Below are 25,837 nucleotides of genomic sequence, written 5' to 3' on the forward strand. Positions count from 1 at the left end.
ACCCGAGACCACCGACCGCCGCACCCACGCCCGGCCCCACCACGCCCGGCCCCGCGGCGTCGAACGCGTCCTCCTACGACCAGGACCACCGCCGGGACGAGCCCGCACGCCCCCGACCGGACTGCCCCGTCACCACCGCCGGTGGCGGCCCCTACACCCTCACGACCGCCCTGCAACGGTTCCTGCGCGCCCGCCAGAGCACCTGCACCCACCCTGGCTGCCGCGTCCCCGCTACCCGCTGCGACCTCGACCACACCCAGCCCCACGCCACCTGCGGACCCACCTGCCCCTGCAACCTGCACCCCCTGTGCCGACGGCACCCCCTCGCCAAGCACCACCACGGCTGGACCCCCCGACCCGCGACCACCGACCCCCGGGACACCCGCACCACCTGGACCAGCCCCCTCGGCCAGACCACCACCACGCACCCCGAACGACTCCTGCCCGCCCCCACCACCGACACCCCCCGCCCCACCCACAGCCCCAGCAGCCCCGGCGGCAGCGGCAGCCCCGGCAGCGACGACGAGCCCCGCTACCCCGACCACGACACCGCCGCCACCGACACCACCTGGACCCGCCAGACCACCGCACGCCACGAGACGCCGCCCGACACCCCGCACCGACCCCACGTGCACGACCAGCGGCCGCACCCGGACAAGCACGAGCACCCCACCGATGACCACGACGACCACCCACCCGACTCCTGGCGCGACGACCGACCACCACCCTTCTGACCTCGTCGGCGGGCGGGGCGCCGGCAGGACCGTGCGGTGCGAGCGCCGAGCCCCTCCCGGTGCCGCGTCGCGCGACGTCCGTGCACGCCCGGGCTCCTCTCACGATCTCCCTGCGCCGGGCGGCCGTGTGCCCCCGCCGCAGCCCCCGCCGCGCGAGACCGGCCCGGACGGCGCAGCCGGTGCACGGGAACAGTTGCCTTGGGCATATCGTTGCTGCCTGCACACAACACGTCCGGTGACGAGGAGGACCACGGTGGTGACGACGACGACGGCCGTCGAGCTCCTCGACGAGGTGCGCACGCTCCAGCGGGCCCTGCGGACGCTGCTCAGGACGGCACCGGAGGGGCGCACCGGGTCTGCCGCGGAGGTGGTGCTGGGCGTCCTCGCGGAGACCGGCGAGGTTCGGCCCGGTTCCCTGGCGTGCCGCCTCGGCATCTCGCCCTCGGTGCTGTCCCGCCAGCTCGCCGAGCTCGAGGAGGTGCAGCTCGTCGAGCGGCGTCCCGACCCGGACGACGGCCGGGCGCACCTCGTGCACGTCTCGCCGGCCGGCGCCGACGTCGTGGCCGAGGCGGCCGGGCGGCGGGCCGAGCGACTGCGTGAGCTCCTCGCGGACTGGAGCGACGACGAGGCCCGGGCCGCGCTCGCCACGGTGGCGAAGCTCCGCGGCAGCCTCACCCCGGCCTCCGGGGCCTCCACGGCGGCGGCCCCGCACGGGAGCGCCGCGGCGGCCTCCCCTGCCGACCCGCCCGAGGGGGAGGTCCGCCCCCTCACCCACGACCACCGGCACCAGCCGGCCGCTGCTGGACGACGACGTCCCGTGAGCACCCCCCAGCACGAGACGAGCAGCGCCTCCGGCGGCCCCGCGGCCGTCCGGGCGCGGCAGGAGGTGGACGCATGAGCGTCGTCCCCAGCACCCGGCGGGCCACCGCCACCGACCTCGAGGCGCCGCCGGGCGGCCGGACGTCGGACGGCGACCTCGCCGCCGGCGGGGGCCCGACCGGTCCGCCGCCCGAGCGGCCCGGCCCGGACGGGCAGCCGACGCCCGCCGGCCCGACCGGCGAGGCGCCCGGCATGACGCACCGTCAGATCCTCGAGGTGCTCGCGGGACTCCTCGCGGGCCTGTTCACCGCGCTGCTGTCGACGACCATCGTCGCGACCGCCCTGCCCACGATCATCGGGGACCTCGGCGGGACCCAGACCGCCTACACCTGGGTGGTCACGGCGGCGCTCCTGGCGAACGCCGTCTCGACCCCGCTCTGGGGCAAGCTCGCGGACCTCCTGAGCAAGAAGCTGCTCGTGCAGCTCTCGCTCGTCATCTTCGTGGTCGGCTCCGCCATCGCCGGCACCGCCCAGGACGTCGCCTGGCTCATCGGCGCCCGCGTGGTGCAGGGCATCGGCATGGGCGGGCTCACCGCCCTCGTCGTCGCGATCATCGGCTCCGTCATCCCGCCCCGCCAGCGCGGCCGGTACTCCGGGTACATGGGCGCGGTCATGGCGATCGCCATGTCCGGCGGCCCGCTCGCCGGAGGGGCGATCGTGGGCGTCGTCTCCTGGCGCTGGACGTTCTTCGCCTGCATCCCGCTGGCCGTCGTCGCCCTCTTCCTCATCCAGCGCACGCTCGTGCTGGTCGAGGAGAAGCGCCGCCCGCGCATCGACTGGGCCGGTGCCGTCCTGCTCACCACGGGCGCGAGCCTGCTGCTCGTCTGGGTCTCGTTCGTCGGCGACTCCTTCGCCTGGGCCTCGTGGCAGACCGCCCTCATGGTCGGCGGTGGCCTCGCCCTGGTCGTCGCCCTGGTGCTCGTCGAGCAGCGCGCGGCCGAGCCGGTCATCCCGCTGGGCGTCCTCAAGGAGCGGACGACGGCGCTGGCCGTCGTCGCGAGCATCGCCGTCGGCATCGCCCTGTTCGGCTCGAACGTCTTCCTCGGCCAGTACTTCCAGACGGCGCGCGGCTACAGCGCCTTCGAGGCGGGGCTGCTGACGCTGCCCAACGTCCTCGGGGCCGGGCTCGGCACGATTCTCTCGGGCCGCCTCATCACCCGGTACGGACGGTGGAAGATCTTCCTCGTCGTCGGCGCCGGGCTCATGATCGCCGGGCTCGGCTCGATGGCGACGATCGACCACCTGACGCCGATCTGGCACATCGGGGTCTTCATCGCCGCGATCGGCCTCGGCACGGGCTGCCTCATGCAGAACACCGTCCTCGCCGTGCAGAACACCGTGCCGCTGCGGCAGATCGGTGCCGCCTCCAGCTCGGTCGCCTTCTTCCGCACCCTCGGCGGCACGGTGGGCGTCTCCGTGCTCGGCTCGGTCCTGGCGACCCGGGTCGCCACCCTCACGACGGCGGCCTTCGCGCAGGCCGGCGTCGTGACGGGGTCCGGCGACACGGGCGCCGGCAGCGGCAGCCTCGACATCGCCGCGCTGCCGCCCCAGGTCGGCGAGATCGTCCGCGCCGCCTACGGCGACGCGACCGGTCGCATCTTCCTCGTCGCCGCCGTGGTGGCGGTGGTCACGCTCGTGGCCGTCAGCCTCATCCGCGAGGTGCCGCTGCGCACGACCGTCGACACGGTCGACCGCACCCCGGCCCCGGGGACGGGCCCGACCAGCACGGCCGTGGCCGAGGAGGCCGGACCGGACCGCGGGGCCGACGTGCCCGGCGCGGGCGTCGGCCGGCACGCCGACACCGCCACGCCCGTGGACTCCGGCGGCCCGGACGCCGGCCGCCCCGACCGGCCGGGCCGGCACGCCGAGGTCGCGCCGGACGAGGACCGTCGGGTCCGCGAGCCGGAGCGCGTCGGCTCCTGACCGACGCGACCGCGGACCGCACGGCGTCCCGCCGTCCGCCCGACGCACGCCCCCGACCCTCCTAGGGTCGGGGGCGTGCCCGTCCCCGAGACCTCCGGAGCCGTCGACCCCCCGGCCGCGCCGCCGCCGAGCAGCCGGCCGCCCCTCGTCCTGAGCCGGGCCGAGAGGCTCGGCCCGGAGCAGGTCGACGCCGTCCTCGCCCTCGTCGACGCCGCCGAGCGGGTCGACGGGACCCCGCCCGTCTCCGAGCAGGCGCTGATCCGGCTCCGCGAGGGGGCCCAGGGGCAGCACCACCTCCTGGCCCACGAGGGACGTCCGGGCGTCGACGGAGCCGAGGGACGCGGGGCCGACCAGGACGGGGCCGACCAGGGCGAGGTCGGTCGGCTCGTCGGCTACGGCAGCCTCGTCGCCGCGGCGGCGGACGACGCGGGCGAGGACCCGGAGGACGGCCCGGAGGACGGCACGGGGCCCCGACCCGCCGCCCTCGTCGGCGAGCTCGTCGTCGCACCGGACGCCCGGGGCCGCGGCACGGGCCGGGCCCTCGTCGAGGCCGCCCTCGAGGACCGCGGCGGCAGGACCCTGCGGCTGTGGATGCACGGGGACGCCCCGGCGGCGCGCTCGCTGGCCGACCGGACGGGGATGCGCCGCGTGCGCGAGCTGTGGACCATGCGCGCCGACCTCACGGACCCGCTGCCCGCGCTGCCCGCGGTCCCGGGGACCCGCGTGCGGGCCTTCCGGCCCGGCCACGACGAGCAGGCGTGGCTGCGCCTCAACGGCCGGGCCTTCGCGGAGCACCCGGAGCAGGGCGCCTGGACGTCGGACGACGTGCTGGCCCGCGAGCGGGAGCCATGGTTCGACGCCGAGGGCCTGCTCCTCGTGGAGAGCACGACGTCGGGCGAGCTGCTCGCCTCGCACTGGACCAAGACGACGACCGCGCCCGACGGCTCGACGCTCGGCGAGGTGTACGTCGTCGCCGTCGACCCCTCCGCGCAGGGCCGGGGCCTCGGCCGGCTCGTCACGCTCGCCGGCCTGCACCACCTGCGGGAGCGCGGCGTGCGCGACGTGGACCTCTACGTCGAGTCCGACAACGCCCCGGCCGTGGCCACGTACCGCCGCCTGGGCTTCGAGCGCTCCGGCGCCGACGTGCTCGTCGAGGCGCCGGCACCCTCGTCGGACGCACCGCCGGGAGGTCGGCGGTGAGCGCCGGCCGCCGCGAGCGCCGACGCCGCCGCGGGCGTGCGCAGACCACGTCGACGCCCGCCACCTCCTCGGGCGGCGCGCCCGCGCTCACCCGTCCCGGCGCGCGCGGCGGTGGCACCATGGCCGGGGTGACGACGTCCACAGCCCACGGCAGCGGGCCGGTCGGCAGCCCCGACGCGCGTCCCGACCCGTCCGACGCCCCTGTGGCGAGCGACGAGGGGGTCATGCCCGAGGTGGTCCTCGACGGCCCGTCCGACGCGCTGGCCACCGAGACGGCGGCCCACCTCGGGGACCCCTCCCCGCTCCCGGTGCCCGGCACCGCGGCCGGCGACGACGAGCCGCTGCCCGACGACCGCTTCCTGGACCGGGAGCTGTCCTGGCTGGCCTTCAACGACCGCGTCCTCCAGCTCGCCGAGGACGACGACCTCCCCCTCCTCGAGCGCGCGCGGTTCCTCGCGATCTTCGCCTCCAACCTGGACGAGTTCTTCATGGTCCGGGTCGCGGGGCTGAAGCGGCGCATCGCGACCGGCATCGCCGTCACGGCCGCCTCCGGCCTCCAGCCGCGCGAGGTGCTCTCGCAGATCTCCCGCCGCGCGCACGCGCTCATGGAGCGCCACGCCGCGGTCCACGCCGACGTCGTCCGACCGCGGCTCGCCGACGCCGGCATCCACCTGGTCCGCTGGGACGACCTGGAGGACGACGAGCGCACGCGGCTGGGCGAGTTCTTCTCCCGCCAGGTCTTCCCCGTCCTCACGCCCCTGGCGGTGGACCCGGCGCACCCGTTCCCCTACATCTCCGGCCTGTCGCTCAACCTCGCCGTGGTCGCGCGCAACCCGGCGACGGGCACGGAGCACTTCGCGCGGGTGAAGGTCCCGCCGCTGCTGCCCCGCCTGGTCCAGGTCGAGGACGAGGAGACGGCCGACTCGGCGCCGGGGACGGTGCGGTTCCTGCCCCTCGAGGACCTCATCGCCACGCACCTGGACCAGCTCTTCCCGGGCATGCGCGTCGTCGCGACGTCGGCGTTCCGCGTCACGCGCAACGAGGACCTGGAGGTGGAGGAGGACGACGCCGAGAACATCCTCCAGGCCCTGGAGAAGGAGCTGCTGCGGCGGCGGTTCGGCCCGCCCGTGCGCCTGGAGGTGGCGCGCGACACCGACGACCACGTCCGCGAGCTCCTGGTCCGCGAGCTGGGCGTGCGCGGCAGCGAGGTGTACGAGCTCCCCGAGCCGCTGGACCTGCGGTGCCTCAACACCGTCGCCGACCTCGACCGCCCGGAGCTGCACTACCCCAAGGCGGTGTCGCGGACCCACCACCTGCTCACGGACGGCCGGGAGACCGCCTCGCCGGGCGACGTCTTCGCGGCGGTGCGCAAGCACGACATCCTCCTGCACCACCCCTACGACGCCTTCTCCACCAGCGTGCAGGAGTTCCTCCAGCAGGCCGCCGCCGACCCCGACGTCCTGGCGATCAAGCAGACGCTCTACCGCACGAGCGGCGACTCGCCCATCGTCGACGCCCTCATCGACGCCGCCGACGCGGGCAAGCAGGTCGTCGCCCTCGTCGAGATCAAGGCCCGCTTCGACGAGCAGGCCAACATCTCGTGGGCCCGCAAGCTCGAGGAGGCGGGCGTCCACGTCGTCTACGGCATCGTGGGCCTCAAGACGCACGCCAAGCTGTGCCTGGTCGTGCGCCAGGAGCGCGAGGGGCTGCGCCGCTACGTCCACATCGGCACCGGCAACTACAACCCCAAGACCGCGCGGCTCTACGAGGACATGGGGCTGCTGACCGCGGACGAGGCCGTCGGCGAGGACGTCACCAAGCTGTTCAACCAGCTCTCCGGCTACGCGCCGCGGACGACGTTCTCGCGGCTGCTCGTCGCGCCCCGGTCCCTGCGGGCCGGGCTCGTCGAGCGCATCGAGCGCGAGGTCGAGCACCACCGCGCCGGGGAGCCCGCGAGCGTCGCCATGAAGGTGAACTCGATGGTCGACGAGACGATCATCGACGCGCTGTACCGCGCCTCGCGGGCCGGCGTCCCCGTCACCGTCGTCGTGCGGGGCATCTGCTCGCTCCGTCCCGGCATCCCGGGCCTGTCGGAGACGGTGCGGGTGCGCTCGGTCCTGGGCCGCTACCTCGAGCACAGCCGGATCTTCGCCTTCGCCGCGGGCGGGACGCCCGAGGTCTGGATCGGCAGCGCCGACATGATGCACCGCAACCTCGACCGCCGCGTCGAGGCGCTCGTGAAGGTCGACGACGGCGCCGAGGTGGCCGAGCTGCTCGAGTACCTCGACCTGCAGGCGGACGACGGGACCTCCTCCTGGCACCTGGGCCCGGACGGCGGGTGGACCCGCCACGCGCGCGACGCCGCGGGACGGCGGCTGCTGGACGTCCAGCAGCACCTGCTGGAGCGGCGGCACACCTCCGCCGCGCGGTCCTGACCGCCGGCGCGTCCGGCTCCCCGTCGGCCGCCGGGGACCCGGACCACCCCTCCCCCGCCGTCACCGCGGGGCCGGACGGCGGGCCCTCCCCGCGCGTGCGGGCCGTGCCGGCGCCCCCGCCCGGTCGCACCGCCGCCGTGCCGCCACCCGGCGGGCCGCCCGCGGTGGCGGCCGGCGACGTGCCGGCGCTCGACCCGCCCGCCGCGCAGGAGCAGCACGACCGTCGGCCGGCCCCCGCACCGGCGACGGCACCGGCGACGGCGACGGCGACGGCGAACGACCCGGTACGGGCGGCGGGCGCCCTGTGCTGGCGCCTGCGCGACCACCGGCTGGAGGTGCTGCTCGTGCACCGGCCCCGGTACGGCGACTGGTCCTTCCCGAAGGGCAAGCTGGAGCCGGGCGAGCACACGGTCCCGGCGGCGCTGCGCGAGGTGGCCGAGGAGACCGGCCTGCGGGTGGTCCTCGGCCGTCCCCTGCCGGCGGCGCGCTACGTCCTGGGCGGGTCGGGGGCCCCGGGGCAGGGCGGCGAGAAGGGCGACAAGGTCGTCAAGACGGTCGCCTACTGGGCCTCCGCGGTCCACGTGGACCGGCTGCCGCGACCGCCCCGCCCGCGCGAGGTGGACCGGACCGCGTGGTTCGCGGTCGACGAGGCGCAGCGACGGCTGACCCGACGCGGCGACCAGGTGCAGCTGCGGGCGCTCCAGGCCCTGCACCAGGACGCCGCCCTCGACACGTGGCCGCTCGTCGTCGTCCGCCACGGCCACGCCCGACCGACGACGGTGTGGGCGCACGACGAGGCCGACCGTCCGCTCGTGGCGTCCGGGCGGCGGGAGGCGCAGCAGCTGGCCCCGCTCCTGGCCGCCTGGGCGCCGGCGCGCGTCGTGTCGAGCCCCTGGGAGCGCTGCCTGCAGACGGTGCGGCCCTTCGTCGAGGCGAGCGGCACGCGGCTCGTCACCAAGGGACGGCTCACCGAGTCCGCCCACCGCCGGGACCCCGACAAGGTGGCGCGCTACGTGGGGCACCTCGTGGACAAGGGCCGCCCGGTGGTGCTGTGCACGCACCGACCGGTGCTCGGCACCGTCCTCGGCGCGCTGGCCGGGCGGGCCGCGGGGGGCACGGGCGCCGCGGCCTCGATCCCCGCCGGCGACCCGTTCCTCGCCCCGGGCGAGGCACTGGTCGCCCACGTCTCCCGGCGCTCCGGCCGCGTCGTGGCGGTCGAGCGGCACTCGCCGCTGCCCTGACGCGGGACGCCGCCGACGGCACCTCCTGACCGCAGAGGTCACCGCGCGTGCCGATGCCGACGCTGCGTGGCGGGTCGCCCGGCGCCGCGCCCGGTCGCCGCGCCACGTTCACCCTCCGTTCACCGGACCCGGCCGGACGCGACACCTCGGGTCCCTAGCGTCCGGCGCGCCGGCGGGGAGCGCCCCGCCGCTCGACGGCCGCACGCGGCCGCCCTACGACGAGAGGCCACCACCTCATGCGCAGCTCCACCTCGCGCGCGGCGCGCGCCGCCCTGGCGACCACCTCCGCCGCGGCCCTCGCCCTCGCCCTCGCCGCCTGCAGCCCGAGCAACGAGACCGACGGCGGCGGCGCCGGGGGGTCCGACGGCGGCAGCACGGCGGCGGGCTCCGACGCGGACCTGGCGGGCACGATCAACGGCGCGGGCGCCAGCACGCAGCAGGCCGCCTTCCAGGCGTGGGCGGTCAACTTCCAGGACGCGTACGGCACCACGGTCAACTACGACCCCGTCGGCTCCGGCTCCGGACGCGAGCAGTTCCTCTCCGGCGGCGTCGACTTCGCCGGCTCGGACGCCTACCTGACGGACGAGGAGCTGGCGCAGGCCGACGAGCGCTGCACGGACGGGGCGATCGACCTGCCCGTCTACGTCTCCCCCATCGCCATCGCCTACAACCTCGAGGGCGTCGACGACCTGCAGCTCTCCCCCGCCGTGCTCGCCGGGATCATGGCCCAGGCCATCACGACCTGGGACGACCCGGCCATCGCCGAGCTCAACCCCGACGCCGAGCTCCCGAGCACGCCGATCACGCCCGTCAACCGGTCCGACGACTCCGGGACGACCGAGAACTTCACCGAGTACCTCGACGCGACCGCGCCCGACGCGTGGACCTACGGCGTCGTCGAGACCTGGCCGGTCGCGGGCGGCGAGGCCGCGCAGGGCACCTCGGGCGTCGTCCAGGCGATCACGAACGGCAGCGGCACCATCGGCTACGCCGACGCCAGCCAGCTCGGCGACCTGCCCGCCGCCACGATCCAGGTGGGCGAGGAGTACGTCGGCCCGACGCCGGAGGCCGCCGCCGCCATCCTCGACAACTCGACGCGCGTCGAGGGCCGCCCCGAGGGCGACATCGCCATCGACCTCGACCGCACGACCGAGGAGTCGGGCACCTACCCGATCGTCCTGGTCAGCTACCAGATCGCCTGCAAGGGCTACGACGACCCGCAGGTCGGCGAGACCGTGGCCGCCCTCATCGGGTACACCACGTCGGAGGAGGGCCAGCAGGCCGCCGCCGAGCAGGCGGGCAGCGCCCCGATCTCCGAGGACCTCCGCTCGGACATCATGACCTCGCTCGAGCTCGTCACCAGCAGCTGAGGAGCACCGCCGGAGTGACCACCACCACGCCCGCGCTGTCGGGCGGCCGGCGTCGCCGTCCCGGGGACAAGATCTTCTCCGGGACGGCGACGGCGAGCGCCGTCCTCATCCTGCTCATCCTGGCCGGGGTCGGGCTGTTCCTCCTCGCCGAGGCGTACCCGGCGATCGTGGCCCCGGCGGACGAGATCTCCGGGGGGCGGGGGCTCGTCCTCTACCTCTGGCCGATCCTCTTCGGCACCGTCCTCACCTCGGTCATCGCGATGGTGCTGGCGGTGCCGGTGGCCGTGGGCATCGCCCTGTTCATCTCGCACTACGCGCCCCGGCGGCTCTCCCAGGCGCTCGGCTACGTCGTCGACCTGCTGGCGGCCATCCCCAGCATCGTCTACGGCTTCTGGGGCGTGCAGGTCTTCGCCCTCGCCCTCGTGCCGCTCTACCAGTGGCTGGCCGAGAACCTCGGCTGGGTACCCCTCTTCGCCGGACCGGCGTCGACGACCGGCCGGACCATCCTCACCGCCTCGCTCGTCCTGGCCGTGATGATCCTGCCGATCATCTCGGCGCTGTCCCGCGAGGTCTTCCTGCAGACGCCGCGCCTGCACGAGGAGGCCGCGATGGCGCTGGGCGCCACGCGCTGGGAGATGATCAAGTACGCCGTCATCCCCTACGGCCGCTCCGGCGTCATCAGCGCGTCGATGCTCGGGCTGGGCCGCGCCCTCGGCGAGACGATGGCGGTGACGCTCGTCCTGTCCGTCTCGGGCGGGGTCAGCTTCAACCTCATCAACACCGGCAACCCGGCGACGATCGCCGCGGACATCGCGCTGAACTTCCCGGAGGCCACCGGCCTGCGGCTGTCGACGCTCATCGCGGCCGGCCTCCTGCTGTTCGTGCTGACCTTCGCCGTCAACTTCGCGGCGCGAGCCCTGGTCACCCGTCAGAAGGGCGGTTCCACCTGATGAGCTCCCCCTCCCCGCGCGGCGGGTCGCAGCTCGAGGACCCCTCCGGGCCGGACGACGACCGGGGCGCCGGCACGACGACCCTGACCCGCTACCAGCCCCCGTCGCTGGCGGCGTCCGTGCACGCCTCGCTGCCCCGCTGGTCGGGGGCCGCGGCCGCCGCCCTCGGGGCGCTCGTGGCCGCGGCCCTGCTCGCCGTCGCCGACGTCCACGTCGCGCTCGCGGTCGTCGTCGGCGCCGTCGTCGGCATCGCCGCCTTCGTGGTCGCCGCGCGCGCCGTCGAGGGTGCTCGCGCGGCGACGGACCGCTTCGTGACCGCGCTCGTGACCGTCGCCTTCGTCGTGGCGCTGCTGCCCCTCGTGTCGGTCGTCTGGACCACCGTGTCCAGGGGTCTCGCGCGCTTCGACGTCGCCTACTGGACCCAGTCGATGTCCGGGATCATCGGCGAGGGCGGCGGCGCCTACCACGCGATCATGGGCACGCTCATCGTCACGGGCATCGCCACCGTGATCTCGGTGCCGATCGGCACGATGACGGCGATCTACCTCGTCGAGTACGGCGGCGACAACCGGCTCTCCCGGGTGGTCACCTTCCTCGTCGACGTCATGACGGGCATCCCGTCCATCGTCGCGGGCCTGTTCTCCCTCGCGCTCTTCACGCTGCTGTTCGGCCCGGGCCTGCGCATCGGCGTCATGGGCTCGATCGCCCTGTGCGTGCTGATGATCCCGATCGTCGTGCGGGCCGTCGAGGAGATGCTCCGCATCGTCCCGGCCCGGCTGCGCGAGTCCAGTTACGCGCTCGGCGTGCCGAAGTGGCGGACCATCGTCAAGGTCGTGCTGCCGACGGCCGCCTCGGGCATCGCCAGCGGCGTCGTCCTCGCCGTGGCCCGCGTCATGGGCGAGACGGCGCCGCTGCTCGTCACGGTCGGGCTCACGAGCGCCACGAACTTCAACCCCCTCGAGGGCCGGATGCCCGTGCTCCCGGTCTTCGCCTACTACCAGATCAAGACGCCCGGCATCCCGCCGGGCGCCTTCATCGACCGGGCGTGGACCGCGGCGCTCGTCCTCATCCTCTTCGTCATGGCGCTCAACGTGGGCGCCCGCGTCCTCGCCCGCGCCCTGGCGCCCAAGACCCGCTGAGAGGCAGCATGAGCACGCACCTGCTCTCCCCCCGCCGCGCGCCCCACCGCGCCGACCGCCCGGACCCGCACCGGGCCCGATCCGCAGGAGCCGTCATGAGCCGCCAGATCGACGTCTCGGACCTCGACATCTACTACGGCTCCTTCCTGGCCGTGGAGAAGGTGACGATGGAGATCCGGCCGCGGAGCATCACGGCGCTCATCGGCCCGTCCGGCTGCGGCAAGTCCACGTTCCTGCGCTCGCTCAACCGCATGCACGAGGTCATCCCCGGCGCCCGGGTCGAGGGCAAGGTCGTCCTCGACGGCCAGGACCTCTACGGCCCCGGCGTCGACCCCGTGGCCGTCCGGCGCTCGGTCGGCATGGTCTTCCAGAACCCGAACCCGTTCCCGACGATGTCGATCTACGACAACGTCCTCGCCGGCATGAGGCTCAACAACAAGCGCATGCGGCGGTCCGAGGCGGACGACGTCGTCGAGCAGTCGCTGCGCGGGGCCAACCTCTGGAAGGAGGTCCAGGACCGCCTGGACCGTCCCGGGGCGGGCCTGTCGGGCGGCCAGCAGCAGCGCCTGTGCATCGCCCGGGCCATCGCCGTGCAGCCGCAGGTGCTGCTCATGGACGAGCCGTGCTCCGCCCTCGACCCGATCTCGACGCTCGCGATCGAGGACCTCATGGGCAAGCTCAAGGAGGAGTACACGATCGTCATCGTCACGCACAACATGCAGCAGGCCTCGCGCGTCTCCGACCGCACCGGCTTCTTCAACATCGAGGGCACCGGCAAGCCGGGCAAGCTCGTCGAGATGGACGCGACGGACACGATCTTCTCCAACCCGTCCGTCAAGGCCACCGAGGACTACGTCAGCGGCCGCTTCGGCTGAGCGGGACCGGGCGCCGCTCAGACGAGCGGGGACAGCAGGGCGTGGGCCCCCGCCGCGAGCAGGGCGGTGGCGACCGGCGTCACGAGCCACGCGAGCGCGACGCGACGTACGACCCGCCAGCGCACGCGCCGCGCGTCGGGCACCCCGGACGCCCCGACGACGGCCGAGCACACCGCGAGGGACGTCGAGACCGGGGTCCCCGTGACGACGGCGGCCGCGTGGAGCACCACCGCGGTGGCCGACTGGGCGGCGAAGGCGTGGGGGACGTCGAGCGGAGCCAGCCGCTCGCCGACGGTCCGCACGATGCGCCAGCCGCCCGACGCGGTGCCGGCCGCCAGCGCCGCGGCCGCGACCACGACCGTCCAGGTCGGCGGTGCGACGGGCTCGGCACCGCCCCCGGCCACCACGAGACCCATGACGACGACGGCGGCCGTCCGCTGGGCGTCCACGGCGCCGTGCCCGACGGCGGTCACCGCCGCGGCGACGACCTGGGCCGTGCGCAGCCTGCGGTGCGCGCGGGCGGGCATGGCGCCCCGCAGCAGCCACAGCAGGGCGACGACGACCGCGCCGCCGAGCACCGCCGCCACCGCGACGACGAGCAGGGCCGGCAGCAGGACGCCGTCGAGCAGCACGGCCCAGCGGACCTGCGCGGCCGGTGCGGCGAGGGCGGCCCCGGCCAGCCCGCCGAGGAGGGCGTGCGTCGTCGAGGTCGGCAGCCCGCGCCACCACGTCAGCAGGTTCCAGGCGAGCGCGCCCAGCAGGGCTGCTCCCAGGAGGAGCAGCCCGGCCTCCCCCGAGGGCACGGAGACCACGTCGGGGACCCGGACGGCGACGAAGAGGCCTCCCAGCAGCCCGCCGAGGAGCACCACCGCCCCGGCCAGCAGGACGGCCGCACGCGGCAGCAGCGCCCGGGTGGCGACCGACGTGGCGATGATCCCGGCCGCTCCGTGGAGGCCCTCGGTGACCGCGAGCACCAGGGCCAGGACGACGACGGCGGCCCCGAGGACCTCGGGCACGACCAGGCCGTCCGGCACGGTCAGGGCTCCACGAGGGCGATGACCTCGACGCGGTGGGCGAGCTCCTCGAAGGCCCGCGCCGAGGCCGCCAGCCGGTCGAGCACGTCGCGCAGGCGCAGCGCCCGGCGCAGGTCGGCGTCCGCGAGCAGCTCGGCGCGCAGCGGGGCGAGCAGGGCGCCGGCCCGGTTGTGCAGCCGGTTGACCTCGACCCAGTACTCCGCGAGCCCGTCGGCGGCGTCGACCGACGCCATCGCCGTCCGCGTGATCTCGGCCAGTCGCTGCAGCAGCTGCACGACGTCGAGGAACGCCGGCGGCAGGCCCGTCAGGCGGTGTTCCGTGACGGCGACCGCGGTGGCGAGCAGCTCGTCGAGGCAGCTGTCCAGCGCCTGCGCGAGGGCGTGCACGTCCCGCCGCGCGAAGGGCGGGGAGAAGGTCGACGTGAGGCGCCGGACGACGAGGTGGACGCGGTCGTCCGCGGCCCGCTCGACGTCCAGGAGCCGTGCCACGGCACGGTCGCGCTCGGCGCCCGAGGACGCGAGCACCTCGCCGAGCAGGAGGCTGCCGGCGTGCACGTGCTCGGCCACGTCGACGAAGAGCGCCGTGAAGGAGGGCTCGCTCGGCGTCAGGCGCAGTCGCACAGGCGCTCCCTCCCGGGTCCGGCCGGCGCCGCGGGGACCGCGCGCCCGCTCCGCCCTCACGGGCGCTTCGGCTCGACGGCGACGGGCCCCCTCCCGCGCGGGCGCCAGGCTAGGGCACCCGCGAGGCCCCGCCGGCGCCCTCGTCGCGCCGCTGCCGCGCGGGGGCGCGGGCCTCCGGGCGGGCCCCGGGGACGCCGAGCGCGTCGTCGATCTCCTGCGGGCTCAGCTCGCCCTCCTTGGCCGACGCCGCGACGACGACCGCGCCGTAGAGCTCGATCTCGTCGGCGAGGTCGTCGTCCCCGAGGGGGCGGGTGGGCACCGGGCCGGTGGGCACGGCGACGCCCGACGTGCCGCCGGCTCGTCGCACCTGCTGCACCGGGGGGCCCGAGGCAGCCGGGGGGACCGGGGCAGCCGGGGGGACCGGGGGGACCCGGGGGACTGGAGGGCGGTCGTCCACGTGTGCTCCTGCTCTCCCCCGTGCCGCGTGGCCCCGCGCACGTGTGGACGTGCAGCGGGGCCCAGGGTCCGGCGGTCCCCGCTCCGCCGGGCGCGGCGCGCCGGCCCGGGCACCGGGCCCGGACGACACGCCGTCGCCGTGCGCACGCTACGCCGCGGCCGACGTCGCCGCGCCCGTCCCCGGCGGACGACCTACGGTCGGGTGCGTGAGGACCCCGTCCGAGGGAGGGCGCGACGTGCCGGCCACGCCGCCGACCGGCGCCGAGGACCTGCACGCCGCCGCCCTGGCCGCGCTGCGACGCACGGCCTTCCTCCTGGAGCGCGAGCTCGCCAGCACGCACCGCGTCAAGGCGTTCCGCACGGCGGCGACCACCGTGACCCGCACCCCCGCCGACGAGCTGGCGCGGCGCGCGGCCGGCGGCGACCTGCAGGCGCTGCCGGGGGTGGGACGGACCACGGCCGCCCTCGTCGCCGACGTCGCCGCGGGTCGGACGCCGGCGTACCTGCTGGAGCTCGAGGAGCGCGCCGGTCCCCTCGTCGAGCCCGGGTCCGAGGGCGCGGAGGGCGGAGCCGCGCTCCGGGCCGTCCTGCGGGGGGACCTGCACCTGCACTCCGACTGGAGCGACGGCGGCAGCCCCGTCGAGGACATGGCCGTGACCGCCGTCGAGCTGGGCCACTCCTACGCGGCGCTCACCGACCACTCCCCCCGGCTGCGCGTCGCGAACGGCCTCACGCCGGGCCGGCTGCGGCGTCAGCTGGCGCTGCTGGAGCAGCTCGCCGCCCCGCTCGCCCCCTTCCGGCTGCTGTCGGGCATCGAGGTGGACGTCCTCGCCGACGGGTCGCTCGACCAGGAGCCGGAGCTGCTCGACGAGCTGGACGTCGTCGTCGCGTCGGTGCACTCCGACCTGCGGATGGAGCGCGGCGCCATGACCCGGCGCATGGTGCGGGCGGTGCGGGACCCGCGGACCGACGTCCTCGGGCACTGCACGGGGAGGTACGTGCAGCCCCGTGCCGGGGTCGGCAAGGAGCGCCCGGAGAGCGAGTTCGACGCCGGGGCGGTCTTCGCCGCCTGCGCGGAGGCCGGCGTCGCCGTCGAGGTCAACAGCCGCCCGGAGCGGCTGGACCCGCCGCTGCGGCTGCTGCGCCTCGCGGTCGAGGCCGGGTGCCTCTTCGCCGTCGACACCGACGCCCACGCCCCCGGCCAGCTGGACTGGCAGGAGCGCGGCTGCGCGCGGGCGGCCCGCTGCGAGGTGCCCGCCGAGCGGGTGGTGAACACCTGGCCCGTCGAGGACCTGCTCGCCTGGACGGCCGACCACGCCCACCGCCCCGGCTGAGCACGCGGGCGGGGGGGGGGGCAGGGGGGGGGGGNAACACCTGGCCCGTCGAGGACCTGCTCGCCTGGACGGCCGACCACGCCCACCGCCCCGGCTGAGCACGCGGGCGGCGCCGCCCCCGGGGACCGGGGACGGCGCCGCCGCAGCGGTCCCGCCTACTGGTCGGCGGTCCCGAAGAGCTCGTTGACGCGGGTGTTCGCCTCCGTGAGGGAGTCCACCGGCGCGGTCCCCCCCACGACCCGGTCCATGGCCGGTTGCATGATCGCGTCCACCTCGGCGGCGTTCTCGGTGATGGGCACGGGGATCGTCGTGCCCTCCTCGACGTGCACGGTGAAGGCCTCGACGTCGACGCCGTAGGCGGACAGCGCCTCCTCCGCCGTGGGGACGACCTCCTCCAGGGCCGGGAAGACCACCCCCTGCTCGGCGACGAGCTGCTGGCACTCCACCGAGGCCAGGTGCTGGACCCACTTCCACGCCGCCCCCTTGCGCGGCGAGGCCGTGGAGATGGAGTCGGCCAGGCTGTTGAACATGGCCGCGCGCTCCCCGCTCGGGCCGACCGGCGTGGGGAAGGTGCCGAGCTCCAGGCCGCTCAGCCCGGCGAAGTTCCGGATGTTCCAGGAGCCGTCGGTCACCAGGGCGTACCGGCCGGCCTGGAGCTGCTGGTCCGGCGAGCCGCCGACGGTCTGGGCGAGCGGGGGCATGAAGCCCTTGTCGATGAGCCCGGTCCACCACCCGATGGCCCCTTGGAAGCGGGGGTCGTCGTAGTTGTAGTGGGTGCCCCACAGCGGCTGGTCGGTGTGGGTCCACCCCGTGGAACCGGCGTACATCGACCACTCGGTCTGGCCGAAGCCCCCGCCCGAGGACGCGAGCCCGAGCCCGTAGGTCTCGACGGACGTCGGGTCGAAGCCCGGCTCGTCCCCGCGGACGCCGTCGGTGTCGACGCTGAGGCGGGCGATGAGCTCCTCGTAGGAGCCGCCGTCCTCGGGGTTCCACGCCAGGTCCTGCAGGTCCTCGGGGGTGTAGCCGGCTGCCTCGACCTTCTCGGCGTCGTAGAAGACGCCGACGGTGTCGAAGTCCTTGGGCAGCCCGTACCGCTGGCCGTCGGGGCCCACCCAGAGCTCGGTCGTGCCGTCGACGTAGGCGTCCAGGTCCACGCCGTCACGCTCGACGAGCTCGTCGAGGGGCTGGATGAGCCCCCGGGAGGCGAAGTCGGCGTAGCGGGAGGTGTGGTCGACGAACACGTCCGGGGCGGAGTTGGAGACGAAGGCCGTGAAGACCTTGTTCCAGTAGTCGTCCCAGCCGAACTGCTCGATGACGACGTCGATGTCGGGGTTCTCGGCCTCGAACTGCTCGGCGCACAGCTGGTACCCCGGCAGCTGCGCCGAGTCCCACATCCAGTACGTGACCGTGCCGGTCTCGTCCCAGCCGCCGCTCGCGACCTCGCTCGTCGCGCCGCAGCCCGTGGCCGCCAGGCCCAGGGCCGCCGCGACCGCCAGCGTCCGTGCTGCTCGTGCTCTCCTCGTCCTCATCGGCGAGGACCTCCTCCCCGGGCAGGACCCGGTCGTGGTCGGCGCCGCGCCACCTCGTGGCGCGGCTCGTGAGGTGTTCGGGGGCGGGGGGCCCCTCGGACGTCCCCGCCGGGTGACGACTGCGTCACTTGATGCCGGAGAACCCGATCGAGTTGACGATCTTCTTGCTGAACACCGCGAAGAGGACCAGGACCGGCAGCGCGGCGACGAGGGTGGCGGCCATGAGACCCGCCCAGTCGGGTGTCCCCTGCGGCGTCTGGCTGCGGAAGACCCCCAGGGCGACGGTGAGCACGCGCACGTCCTGGGCGCTGCCGACGAGCAGCGGCCAGAAGTACTCGTTCCACGCGAGGACGTACTGGAGCAGGGCCAGGGTCGTGATCGGCCCCCAGCTCATCGGCACGATGATCCGGACGAACGTCTTGACGTGCCCCGCGCCGTCGAGCCGAGCCGCCTCCTCGACCTCCCCGGAGATGCCGAGGAAGAACTGCCGGAGGAAGAAGATGGCGAAGGGCGTCATGAAGAAGAACGGCAGGATGATGGCCGGGTAGGTGTTGAGCAGGCCGAGGTCGCGCATCAGCAGGAAGTTCGGCAGCTGCGTGAAGATCGGCGGCACCATCAGCGCGGTGAGGAACAGGAAGAAGACCGCGTCGCGCCCGGGCCAGCGCATCCGCGCGAACGCGTAGGCGGCCATCGCCCCGAACACCACCTGGCCGGCGGTGATCACCGTCGCCACCAGGACCGAGTTCAGCAGGTAGCGCGGGAAGGCGATCGCCGCACCGGACCCGCCCTGGGCCTGCGCCTCCTCGGTCGTGGCGAGGCCGAAGACGCGCTCGAACGCGCCCGTCGTCGGGTCCACCGGGGTCAGCGACGACGGGTCGCTGCCGAGGACGGCGCCGTTCGAGAACGCGGTCCGCAGCATCCAGTAGAAGGGGAAGAGCGTGATGGCGATGATGCCGACGAGCACGGCCCAGGCGAGCACCCGGCCCAGCGTCGGGCGGGGCCGCTGCCGCGAGGGCCGCACGGCTCCGGAGCCGCTGCCGCCCCCCGTCGCCGAGGTGGTGGGGTCGCCCTCGCTCGTCGCCGGGGGCGACGTCTGCGTCGTGACTGCCATGGGGGGGCCTCCTAGCCCAGGTCCGACTCGTTCGCCCGCGTCAGCCGGAGCTGGACGACGGCGACGGCCATGAGGATGAGGAGCAGGACGACCGAGACCGCCGAGGCGTAGCCGTAGTCGAGCCGCTGGAAGGCCAGGTCGAAGATGTAGTACTGCAGGACGCGCGAGGCGTCCGCCGGCCCGCCGGCCGTGGTGACGGCGACGGTGTCGAAGACCTGGAACGAGCCGATCATCGTGATGACGAGGACGACGGCGAGCACGGGGCGCAGCAGCGGCAGCGTGATGGACCAGAACATCCGCCACTCCGAGGCGCCGTCGGTGCGCGCCGCCTCGTAGAGGTGGCCCGGGATCATCTGGAGGCCGGCGAAGATGAGCAGCGCGGTGTACCCCATGTGCCGCCACACGTTGACGAGCGCGATCGTGGGGATCGCCCACGTCTCGTCGCCGAAGAAGGCGACCGGGTCCAGCCCGAGACCGGTGAGCGCCTGGTTGACGATGCCGATCTGCGCGTCCAGCATCCAGAAGAAGACGAGCGCGACGACGACGTTGGCCACCAGGTACGGCATGACGACGACGCTGCGGACGAAGGTCGACTGGGTGAGCCGGTGCATGAGCACCGCGATCGCGAGGGCCAGGACCGTCTGGACGCCGATGTTGATGGCGACGTACTCGAGCGTCACCACCATGGCGTTCCAGAAGGTCGGGTCGCCGGCCAGCCGCTGGTAGTTCCCGAGCCCGACGAAGGCGGGCGTCGAGAAGAAGTCGAAGTCGGTGAGGCTGTAGTACAGCCCGCGCAGCGTCGGCCAGAAGTAGAAGACGACGAAGCCGAGCAGCGACGGGGCGATGAAGGCGAGGGCGACGGTGTTCTCGCGGCGGCGCCGTCCGCGGGCGCCCGGCCGGTCGTGCACCGGTGCGGCCGGGACGGGTGCCGGGGCCTCCCCCGCCGGCGACTCCGGCAGGGCCGGGCCGCTCGGGGCCATGGAGCTCATGAGCCGATCTCCTTCTCGTCGTCGAGGGTCGGGCCGTCGGAGGTCGGGACCTCCTGCACCCGCAGCAGCAGGAGCTGCTCCGGGTCGAGCGCCGGCGCGCGGACGCCGGCGGTCGAGAGCACCGAGCCCGGGAGCTCGACGCCGTCGGCGAGCCACGGCACCGGGGCGCCGCGGAAGCGGGGGACGTCGCCCGGGGCCTGCGCGGTGACGCGGTACCGCGCGTCCGGCCGCAGACCCGGCAGGCGCAGGCGGCCGGGGACCGAGGTGAGCGGCGTGGTCAGCTGGACCAGCGCGTAGAGGGCCTGCGAGCCGTCCGCCGCGACCACGCCGTGGAGGGCGGCGGCCGGGTCGTCGGCGTCGGCCCGCACGACGGCGCCCGTGCGCAGCAGCCCGCGGACCTCCTTGTAGAGCGAGACCCACCGGCCCAGCTCCTCGCGCTCCGCCGGGCTCGCGCTGCTGACGTCCCACTCGACGCCGAAGGAGCAGAACAGCGCCGTGCCGGCGCGGAAGGACAGGTCGTGCGTGCGGCCGGTGGTGTGCGAGCGCGGCGCGCCGACGTGGCTGCCGACGAGCTCGGGGGGCAGCAGCTGCGTCGTCCACCGCTGGATCTGCTGGCGCTCGAGCGGGTCGATGACGTCGCTGCCCCAGACCCGGTCGGTCCGCTCGAGGATGCCCAGGTCGACGCGCAGCCCGCCCGAGCTGCAGGACTCCACCTCGACGTCCGGGTGCCGCCGGCGCAGCTCGTCGAGCAGGGCGTAGACGGCGAGGGTCTGGGCGTGCACCCCCGCGGCGCGCACCGGCCCGGAGCCGGCGTCGAGGACGTCGCGGTTGTGGTCCCACTTCACGTAGCTGATGTCGTACTCGGTGAGCAGGCTGTCCAGCCGCTCGAGGACGTAGGCGTAGGCCTCCGGGTTGCCGAGGTCGACCACCTGCTGGCCACGGGAGAGCAGCGGGTCCCGTCCGCCCGTGCGCAGCACCCACTCCGGGTGGTCCCGGGCGAGGTCGGAGTCGGGGTTGACCATCTCCGGCTCGAACCAGAGGCCGAACTCCATCCCGCAGGCGTGGACGGCGTCGACGAGCGGGGTGAGGCCCTGCGGCCACACCTGCTCGTCGACGTACCAGTCGCCGAGGCCGGCGCTGTCGTCGCGGCGGTGGCGGAACCAGCCGTCGTCGAGCACGAACCGCTCGGCGCCGATCTCCGCACCGAGCCGGGCCAGCTCGACGAGACGGTCGAGGTCGTGGTCGAAGTAGACGGCCTCCCAGACGTTCATGACGACCGGGCGGGGCCGCTGCGGGTGGGAGGGCCGCGAGCGGAGGTGGTCGTGGAAGCGGGCGGCGACGCCGTCCAGGCCGTCGCCCGCGTGGGCGCCGTACAGCCACGGGCCGACGTACTCCTCGCCCTCGGCGAGGCGCACCTCGCCGGGCAGCAGCAGCTCGCCGCCGGACAGCAGCCGCTGGCCCTCGGCGACGCGCTCCGCGGCGGTGACGTGGTTCCCGCTCCACGCCGTGTGCACGGCCCAGACCTCCCCGGAGCGGAAGCCGAAGCCCTCCGCCCCGGCGGCCAGCACCAGGGGCGCGTCGGGACCCGTCCGCCCGCGGCGGTTCTCGCGGCTGTGCGCGCCGACCGCGAAGGGGACCCGCTGCGGGGCGCGCTCGCGCCCCCAGCGGCCCGCGAGGTCGAGCACCTCGGTGGCGCTCTCGGGGACCGGCAGCGCCGGGACCACCGCGTCGACGACGTAGGGGCCGGCAGCGAGGTTGCGCACCGCGGCGCGGGTGCGCACCAGCCCGGCGGCGAGGAGCTCGACCTCGACGCGGACGGCGAGGCCGGCGTCGTCGTCCTCGCCGCGGAAGACGGCCCGGCCGCCGGTCCCGTCCCGGCCGGGCTCGACGTCGTGCCCGACGAGCCGCGCGGAGGGGGACCACCCGGCACCGTCCCGCTGGCCCGCCACGCCGGGGCGCCCGCGCCAACCGGTGGCCATCTCCGGCAGCAGCCCCACGGGCAGCGGGACGTCGACGTCGTTGTTCACCACGCCGGGCACGGCTGCACGACGGAGCGCCGAGAGGTCGTCGGCGGTCACGTCGCCGAGGTCGGCCCCCCAGTGCAGGACCGAGGGCATCCGCCCGTCCTGCGTGGACAGGACGACGCTGACGCCGCCGGCGCGCAGGTGCACCAGCCCGTCCGCGGTGCGCAGCGGTGGCGCGCCGCGCAGGTCGGCACCGGGACGGGTGCCGCCCGGGGCGGCGGAGGCGAGGGTCGTCATGCGGGTCCTCCAGGACGGGGCTCGACCGGTGAGCGGGGTGCGGGGCGGGCGGGGTGCGGGTCTGCGGGGTGCGGGTCTGCGGGGTGCGGGCCTGGCGGGGTGCGGGTTCGGCGGGCTCCCCGTCACGCTCCCCGCCGGGGAGCAGGAGGTGGCGGCGAGATCGCGGGCGGCATCGGTGCCGAGGGGTGCGTCTGGACGTCGTCGTCGGTGAGAGGTGTTCTACGACGAAACACGAGGGCTCGTCAAGAGGCGTGACGTGACCTTCGTCACGCATAGGTCACGCTTTGCCGTTCCACGCCTGAACCGTCGTGGTCGTGGCAGCATCAGCAGCGGACGCGGTCGCCGTCGTCGACCCGCGGGAGGTGTCGTGAGCCCGCCGCAGTGGAGCCCCCTGGCGGGCTCGTCCCTCGACGTCGCCCTGGAGGTCCTGCGGCGCGGGCCGCTGTCCCGCAGCGAGCTCGCGCGGCGCCTCGACCTGTCCCGGGCGAGCCTCACGCGCCTGGCGCGTCCGCTGCTCGAGAGCGGGCTCCTCCACGAGACCGACGGCGGCGGCGCGGGGGGCGCCTCCGACGAGAGGACCGCCGGCAGCCGACCGCTCGACGTCGCGGTCGACCAGCAGCGCTTCGTGGGCGTCAAGGTGACGGCGGACGCCGTCCACGCCGTCGTCACCGACCTGCGGGCGCGCACGCTCGACGTCGCGGAGGCCCCCCTGGCCGGGACGTCGCCCGAGCAGGTCGTGGAGGCGGTGGCCGGGCTCGTCGACCGGCTGCGCGACGCCCCCGGTGCGCCCGTCGCCGCGGTCGGCGTCGGGGTGGGAGGCCTCGTCGAGGGCCTGGGCCGCGTGCGCTCCGCGCGGTACCTGCGCTGGGAGGACGTCGACCTCGGGCCCCTGCTGGCCGAGCGCACCGGGCTTCCCGTCGTCGTCGACAACGACGTGCTCTCCCTGGCCCGCGCCGAGCAGTGGTTCGGCGCCGCACGCGACTGCGACCACTTCGCCGTCATCACCGTCGGTGCCGGCATCGGGTACGCGCTCGTCGTCCACGACCGGGTCGTCGCCGGGCCGGACGCCGGCATCGGGCTGCTCGGGCACACGCCGCTGGCGGCCACGGGACCGCTCTGCCCGCAGGGCCACGTCGGCTGCGCCGACGCGCTGCTCACCGTGGCCGCCGTCGAGGCGCGTGCCTCCGTGGCGCTGCGCCGCCCGGTGGACTACGGCGAGGTGCTGCGGCTCGCCGCCGCGGAGGACCCGGCCGCGGCGCGCGTCGTCGAGGAGTCGGCGCGGGCGCTGGGCCGACTCGTGGCCCTGGTCGCGAACACGACCATGCCGCAGAAGGTCGTGCTCTCGGGCGACGGCGTCGCCCTCGCCGAGGTCGGCCGCGCCGCGCTGGACCGGGCGCTCGCGGCCGACCGGGACCCCCGGGCCGGCGGGGTCGACGTCGACGTCCAGGCCGTCGGCTTCGCCGAGTGGGCGCGCGGGGCCGCCGCCACCGCCATCCAGACCGTCGTGCTCGGCCCCTCGCTGCTGCGCTGACCGGGCCCGGCGCGCAGGCCCGGGTCAGCGGCGGGAGGCGTCCGCCCCGGTGGTCAGCTCGTCGCGCCAGCTGCGCGGTGCCTCCCCCGCGGGCCGCCCGGCCCCGCCTGCCTCGGCCCTGTCCACCTCGGCCCTGTCTGCCTCGGCCCTGTCCGCCTCGGCCCTGCCCCCCTCGGCCCGGTCCGCCCCGACCTGGTCCACCTCGCCGGAGCGTGCCTCGTCCGCACGCCGCCGGTCCTCCAGCTCCTCCTCGCTGGGGCCGGAGAACCGCTGAGCGCGGGCGACCGCCTCGACGCTGCCGGTGAACAGGCCCGTCTCGTACCGCCGGGCGGGCGTCTCCTCGACGACGTCGCCGCGGCGGCCCCGGCCGTCCTGCCCGCCGCCCGACGGGGCGACCGGGCGGGTCCCGCCGACCGCCTCGGCGGACGTGACCACCCGCGTGCGCGGCAGGGCGTCGGGCGCGTGGCGCTGCAGCCACACGACGAGCGCCTCGCGGAGCCCGGTCCGCAGGTCCCAGAGCGTCGCGCCGTCCTTCGCGCTGACGACCGCCCGGAGCGTGACGACGCCGCCGACCGCCTCGACGACGACGAGGTTGGCGACGCGGCCGTCCCAGTTCGGGGTCGACTCGAGGTAGCGGTGCATCTCCCCGCGGAGCCCGTCGACGGGGACCTCCCAGTCGACGTCGAGCATGACGGCGCCGAGGACCTCGGAGTCCTTGCGCGTCCAGTTCTCGATCGGCGTCGTCGTGAAGTAGGTCGAGGGGAGCACGAGGCGTCGGTCGTCCCAGATGTGCAGGACGACGTAGGTGAGGGTGATCTCCTCGATGCGGCCGAACTCGCCCTCGATGACGACGACGTCGTCCACGCGGATCGCGTCGGTGAAGGTGATCTGCAGCCCGGCGAAGAGGTTGGCCAGCGACGTCTGCGCGGCGAGGCCCGCGACGACGCCGACGACGCCGGCCGAGGCGAAGACCGTGGCGCCGTACTCGCGCGCCGCCGGGATGGTCAGCAGCATGGCGCCGACGGCGATGACGACGACGACCGCCACGGTGAGCCGGCGCAGGAGGGACACCTGCGTGCGGACGCGGCGCGCGCGGCGGTTGTCCTCGCCGTCCAGCCGGTACCGGTCGAGGGTCACGTCCTCGAGCACGAAGGCGACGACGCAGACCAGCCACGCGAGCATCGCGATGATCGCGAGGTTGATCACGTAGGCGGCGGGCTCGGCCCACGAGGACTGCAGCGTGGCCGCCTCGAGGACGACGCGCGCGGCGACGAGGACGAGCAGGACGCGGAACGGCCGGCGGCCACGGGCCTCGACGTCGCCGACGACCTTGGAGCGCCGCCCGATCCGGCGGAGCACGGCCGTCACGAGCAGGCCCAGGACGAAGGCCGCGGCGACGCCGATGGCCAGGTACAGCAGCACGGTGGTCGCCGGGGCGTAGCCGACGTCCTCGGGCAGCGCCTGGGTCACGGCGCCGTCGTCCGACCCGGGTGCGGAGGACGAGGCGAGCAGGGGGTGGAGCACGAGGGAGGGACCTCCGGGGAGAGCGAGCGGAGCGGCGACGTCAGCGGCGCCCGGCCGGCCCTCCACACTGACGGCGAGCGCCCGCGGAAGCAAACCCCGCGCGTCCCCCGCAGGTCGCCCGCAGCCGGACGACCCGGACGGGTCGCGGGCGGCGCCCGGACGGGCCCCGGGAGGCCCTGGCTAGGGTCTGCCGCCGTGGCCAGCGCGAGCACGGACGCCTCCCCGGGACCGTCGGCCGTGACGGGCCCACGGAGCTCGGGCGACCCGCGGCTGGCGGTCGTCGTCATCACCCACCGGCGCCGCGCCGAGGTGCTCACGGCGCTGGAGCGGCTCCGCGACCTCCCCGAGCGGCCGGCCGTCGCCGTCGTCGACAACGGCTCGGACGACGGGACGGCGGAGGCCGTCGCCGCGGAGCACCCCTGGGCCCTGCTCGTCGCGAGCCCGGAGAACCTCGGCGCGCTCGGGCGGGACGTCGGCGTCGCCGCGCTGGAGCGGGCGCTCGACCCCCCGCCGGAGCTCGTCGCCTTCTGCGACGACGACACGTGGTGGGAGCCGGGCTCGCTGGCCCGCGCGGCGGACCTGCTGACCGAGCACCCGGCGCTGGCGTGCGTGACGGCGACCATCCTCGTCGAGCCGGGGGGGCGCGACGACGCGATCAACGCCGAGCTGCGCGACTCCCCCGTCCCGGGGGGGGGAGGGGTG

At 75.5% G+C, this 25,837-nt stretch carries 20 protein-coding genes and 1 pseudogene; 13 read left to right on the forward strand and 8 right to left on the reverse strand.

Annotation, left to right across the window (positions count from 1 at the left end; all coding sequences use genetic code 11):
* From WDZ17_RS15280 to pstB, 10 genes and pseudogenes are all read left to right on the forward strand, one after another.
* Window positions 1-734: pseudogene (locus tag WDZ17_RS15280) on the forward strand (HNH endonuclease signature motif containing protein); the annotation flags it as partial.
* Window positions 735-990: 256 nt separating this feature from the next.
* Window positions 991-1,632 (forward strand): MarR family winged helix-turn-helix transcriptional regulator, encoded by a 642-nt coding sequence (locus tag WDZ17_RS15285; protein ID WP_339576042.1) that lies wholly within the window; start codon window positions 991-993, stop codon window positions 1,630-1,632.
* A gap of 173 nt (window positions 1,633-1,805) precedes the next feature.
* Window positions 1,806-3,536: an MDR family MFS transporter gene (locus WDZ17_RS15290; RefSeq protein WP_422632004.1), complete on the forward strand. Its 1,731-nt coding sequence runs from the start codon at window positions 1,806-1,808 to the stop codon at window positions 3,534-3,536.
* A gap of 75 nt (window positions 3,537-3,611) precedes the next feature.
* Window positions 3,612-4,736 (forward strand): mycothiol synthase, encoded by a 1,125-nt coding sequence (mshD, locus tag WDZ17_RS15295; protein WP_339576044.1) that lies wholly within the window; start codon window positions 3,612-3,614, stop codon window positions 4,734-4,736.
* 119 nt (window positions 4,737-4,855) lie between these two features.
* Window positions 4,856-7,171: an RNA degradosome polyphosphate kinase gene (locus WDZ17_RS15300; RefSeq protein WP_422632005.1), complete on the forward strand. Its 2,316-nt coding sequence runs from the start codon at window positions 4,856-4,858 to the stop codon at window positions 7,169-7,171.
* 104 nt (window positions 7,172-7,275) lie between these two features.
* Window positions 7,276-8,412: an NUDIX hydrolase gene (locus WDZ17_RS15305; protein WP_339576046.1), complete on the forward strand. Its 1,137-nt coding sequence runs from the start codon at window positions 7,276-7,278 to the stop codon at window positions 8,410-8,412.
* A gap of 236 nt (window positions 8,413-8,648) precedes the next feature.
* Complete coding sequence (gene pstS, locus WDZ17_RS15310) at window positions 8,649-9,782, forward strand: phosphate ABC transporter substrate-binding protein PstS (protein WP_339576047.1); 1,134 nt, start codon at window positions 8,649-8,651, stop codon at window positions 9,780-9,782.
* Window positions 9,783-9,796: 14 nt separating this feature from the next.
* Entirely contained in the window at window positions 9,797-10,732 is a 936-nt protein-coding gene (pstC, locus tag WDZ17_RS15315) for a phosphate ABC transporter permease subunit PstC (RefSeq protein WP_339576048.1), read from the forward strand.
* Window positions 10,732-11,871 carry a phosphate ABC transporter permease PstA gene (gene pstA, locus WDZ17_RS15320; RefSeq protein WP_339576049.1) on the forward strand — a complete coding sequence of 380 codons (1,140 nt, stop codon included), beginning with the start codon at window positions 10,732-10,734 and terminating at the stop codon, window positions 11,869-11,871. The genes pstC and pstA overlap by 1 nt, the downstream gene beginning before the upstream one ends.
* Window positions 11,872-11,966: 95 nt before the next feature.
* Entirely contained in the window at window positions 11,967-12,746 is a 780-nt protein-coding gene (pstB, locus tag WDZ17_RS15325) for a phosphate ABC transporter ATP-binding protein PstB (protein WP_339576050.1), read from the forward strand.
* 17 nt (window positions 12,747-12,763) lie between these two features.
* Here pstB and WDZ17_RS15330 read toward each other — a convergent pair whose 3' ends face one another.
* From WDZ17_RS15330 to WDZ17_RS15340, 3 genes are all read right to left on the reverse strand, one after another.
* Window positions 12,764-13,780 carry an inorganic phosphate transporter gene (locus WDZ17_RS15330; RefSeq protein WP_339576051.1) on the reverse strand — a complete coding sequence of 339 codons (1,017 nt, stop codon included), beginning with the start codon at window positions 13,778-13,780 and terminating at the stop codon, window positions 12,764-12,766.
* 2 nt (window positions 13,781-13,782) lie between these two features.
* The gene (locus tag WDZ17_RS15335) at window positions 13,783-14,400 is read right to left on the reverse strand and encodes a DUF47 domain-containing protein (protein WP_339576052.1); all 618 of its coding nucleotides are present in this window, start codon (window positions 14,398-14,400) and stop codon (window positions 13,783-13,785) included.
* A 109-nt stretch (window positions 14,401-14,509) separates the two neighbouring features.
* Entirely contained in the window at window positions 14,510-14,719 is a 210-nt protein-coding gene (locus WDZ17_RS15340) for a hypothetical protein (protein ID WP_339576053.1), read from the reverse strand.
* Window positions 14,720-15,125: 406 nt separating this feature from the next.
* On the opposite strand from WDZ17_RS15340, the gene WDZ17_RS15345 reads away from it, so the two are divergent.
* Window positions 15,126-16,190 (forward strand): PHP domain-containing protein, encoded by a 1,065-nt coding sequence (locus WDZ17_RS15345; RefSeq protein WP_422632006.1) that lies wholly within the window; start codon window positions 15,126-15,128, stop codon window positions 16,188-16,190.
* A 155-nt stretch (window positions 16,191-16,345) separates the two neighbouring features.
* On the opposite strand, the gene WDZ17_RS15350 is transcribed toward WDZ17_RS15345, so the two are convergent.
* The 4 genes from WDZ17_RS15350 to WDZ17_RS15365 all read right to left on the reverse strand — a co-directional run bounded on the left by WDZ17_RS15350 (window position 16,346) and on the right by WDZ17_RS15365 (window position 22,080).
* Window positions 16,346-17,719, reverse strand: coding sequence for an ABC transporter substrate-binding protein (locus WDZ17_RS15350; protein ID WP_339576055.1), 1,374 nt, complete (start codon window positions 17,717-17,719; stop codon window positions 16,346-16,348).
* Between the two features lie 124 nt (window positions 17,720-17,843).
* A complete protein-coding gene (locus WDZ17_RS15355; protein ID WP_339576056.1) occupies window positions 17,844-18,830 on the reverse strand; it encodes a carbohydrate ABC transporter permease in 987 nt (328 codons plus the stop codon).
* Between the two features lie 11 nt (window positions 18,831-18,841).
* The gene (locus tag WDZ17_RS15360) at window positions 18,842-19,819 is read right to left on the reverse strand and encodes a carbohydrate ABC transporter permease (protein ID WP_339576057.1); all 978 of its coding nucleotides are present in this window, start codon (window positions 19,817-19,819) and stop codon (window positions 18,842-18,844) included.
* Window positions 19,816-22,080 carry an alpha-galactosidase gene (locus WDZ17_RS15365; RefSeq protein ID WP_339576058.1) on the reverse strand — a complete coding sequence of 755 codons (2,265 nt, stop codon included), beginning with the start codon at window positions 22,078-22,080 and terminating at the stop codon, window positions 19,816-19,818. The genes WDZ17_RS15360 and WDZ17_RS15365 overlap by 4 nt, the downstream gene beginning before the upstream one ends.
* A 367-nt stretch (window positions 22,081-22,447) precedes the next feature.
* Here WDZ17_RS15365 and WDZ17_RS15370 point away from each other — a divergent pair, with 367 nt between their 5' ends.
* Window positions 22,448-23,611 carry an ROK family protein gene (locus WDZ17_RS15370; protein ID WP_339576059.1) on the forward strand — a complete coding sequence of 388 codons (1,164 nt, stop codon included), beginning with the start codon at window positions 22,448-22,450 and terminating at the stop codon, window positions 23,609-23,611.
* A gap of 24 nt (window positions 23,612-23,635) precedes the next feature.
* On the opposite strand, the gene WDZ17_RS15375 is transcribed toward WDZ17_RS15370, so the two are convergent.
* Window positions 23,636-25,135 carry a mechanosensitive ion channel family protein gene (locus WDZ17_RS15375; RefSeq protein ID WP_339576060.1) on the reverse strand — a complete coding sequence of 500 codons (1,500 nt, stop codon included), beginning with the start codon at window positions 25,133-25,135 and terminating at the stop codon, window positions 23,636-23,638.
* A 195-nt stretch (window positions 25,136-25,330) separates the two neighbouring features.
* Between WDZ17_RS15375 and WDZ17_RS15380 the strand changes: the two genes are divergently transcribed.
* Window positions 25,331-25,837: glycosyltransferase family 2 protein (locus tag WDZ17_RS15380; protein ID WP_339576061.1), on the forward strand; the 507-nt coding region annotated here is incomplete at its 3' end.

Origin of the sequence: Pseudokineococcus basanitobsidens (genome assembly GCF_037482545.1) — a bacterium.
In the GTDB taxonomy this organism is placed as follows: domain Bacteria; phylum Actinomycetota; class Actinomycetes; order Actinomycetales; family Quadrisphaeraceae; genus Pseudokineococcus; species Pseudokineococcus basanitobsidens.

Bases quoted from the DNA above. Each gene is read 5' to 3' on its own strand.
- pstS (WP_339576047.1), top strand. From the start codon at position 8,649: ATGCGCAGCTCCACCTCGCGCGCGGCGCGCGCCGCCCTGGCGACCACC.
- WDZ17_RS15350 (WP_339576055.1), bottom strand. From the start codon at position 17,719: ATGAGGACGAGGAGAGCACGAGCAGCACGGACGCTGGCGGTCGCGGCG.
- pstA (WP_339576049.1), top strand. From the start codon at position 10,732: ATGAGCTCCCCCTCCCCGCGCGGCGGGTCGCAGCTCGAGGACCCCTCC.
- WDZ17_RS15355 (WP_339576056.1), bottom strand. From the start codon at position 18,830: ATGGCAGTCACGACGCAGACGTCGCCCCCGGCGACGAGCGAGGGCGAC.
- pstB (WP_339576050.1), top strand. From the start codon at position 11,967: ATGAGCCGCCAGATCGACGTCTCGGACCTCGACATCTACTACGGCTCC.
- WDZ17_RS15360 (WP_339576057.1), bottom strand. From the start codon at position 19,819: ATGAGCTCCATGGCCCCGAGCGGCCCGGCCCTGCCGGAGTCGCCGGCG.
- WDZ17_RS15300 (WP_422632005.1), top strand. From the start codon at position 4,856: ATGGCCGGGGTGACGACGTCCACAGCCCACGGCAGCGGGCCGGTCGGC.
- WDZ17_RS15365 (WP_339576058.1), bottom strand. From the start codon at position 22,080: ATGACGACCCTCGCCTCCGCCGCCCCGGGCGGCACCCGTCCCGGTGCC.
- WDZ17_RS15290 (WP_422632004.1), top strand. From the start codon at position 1,806: ATGACGCACCGTCAGATCCTCGAGGTGCTCGCGGGACTCCTCGCGGGC.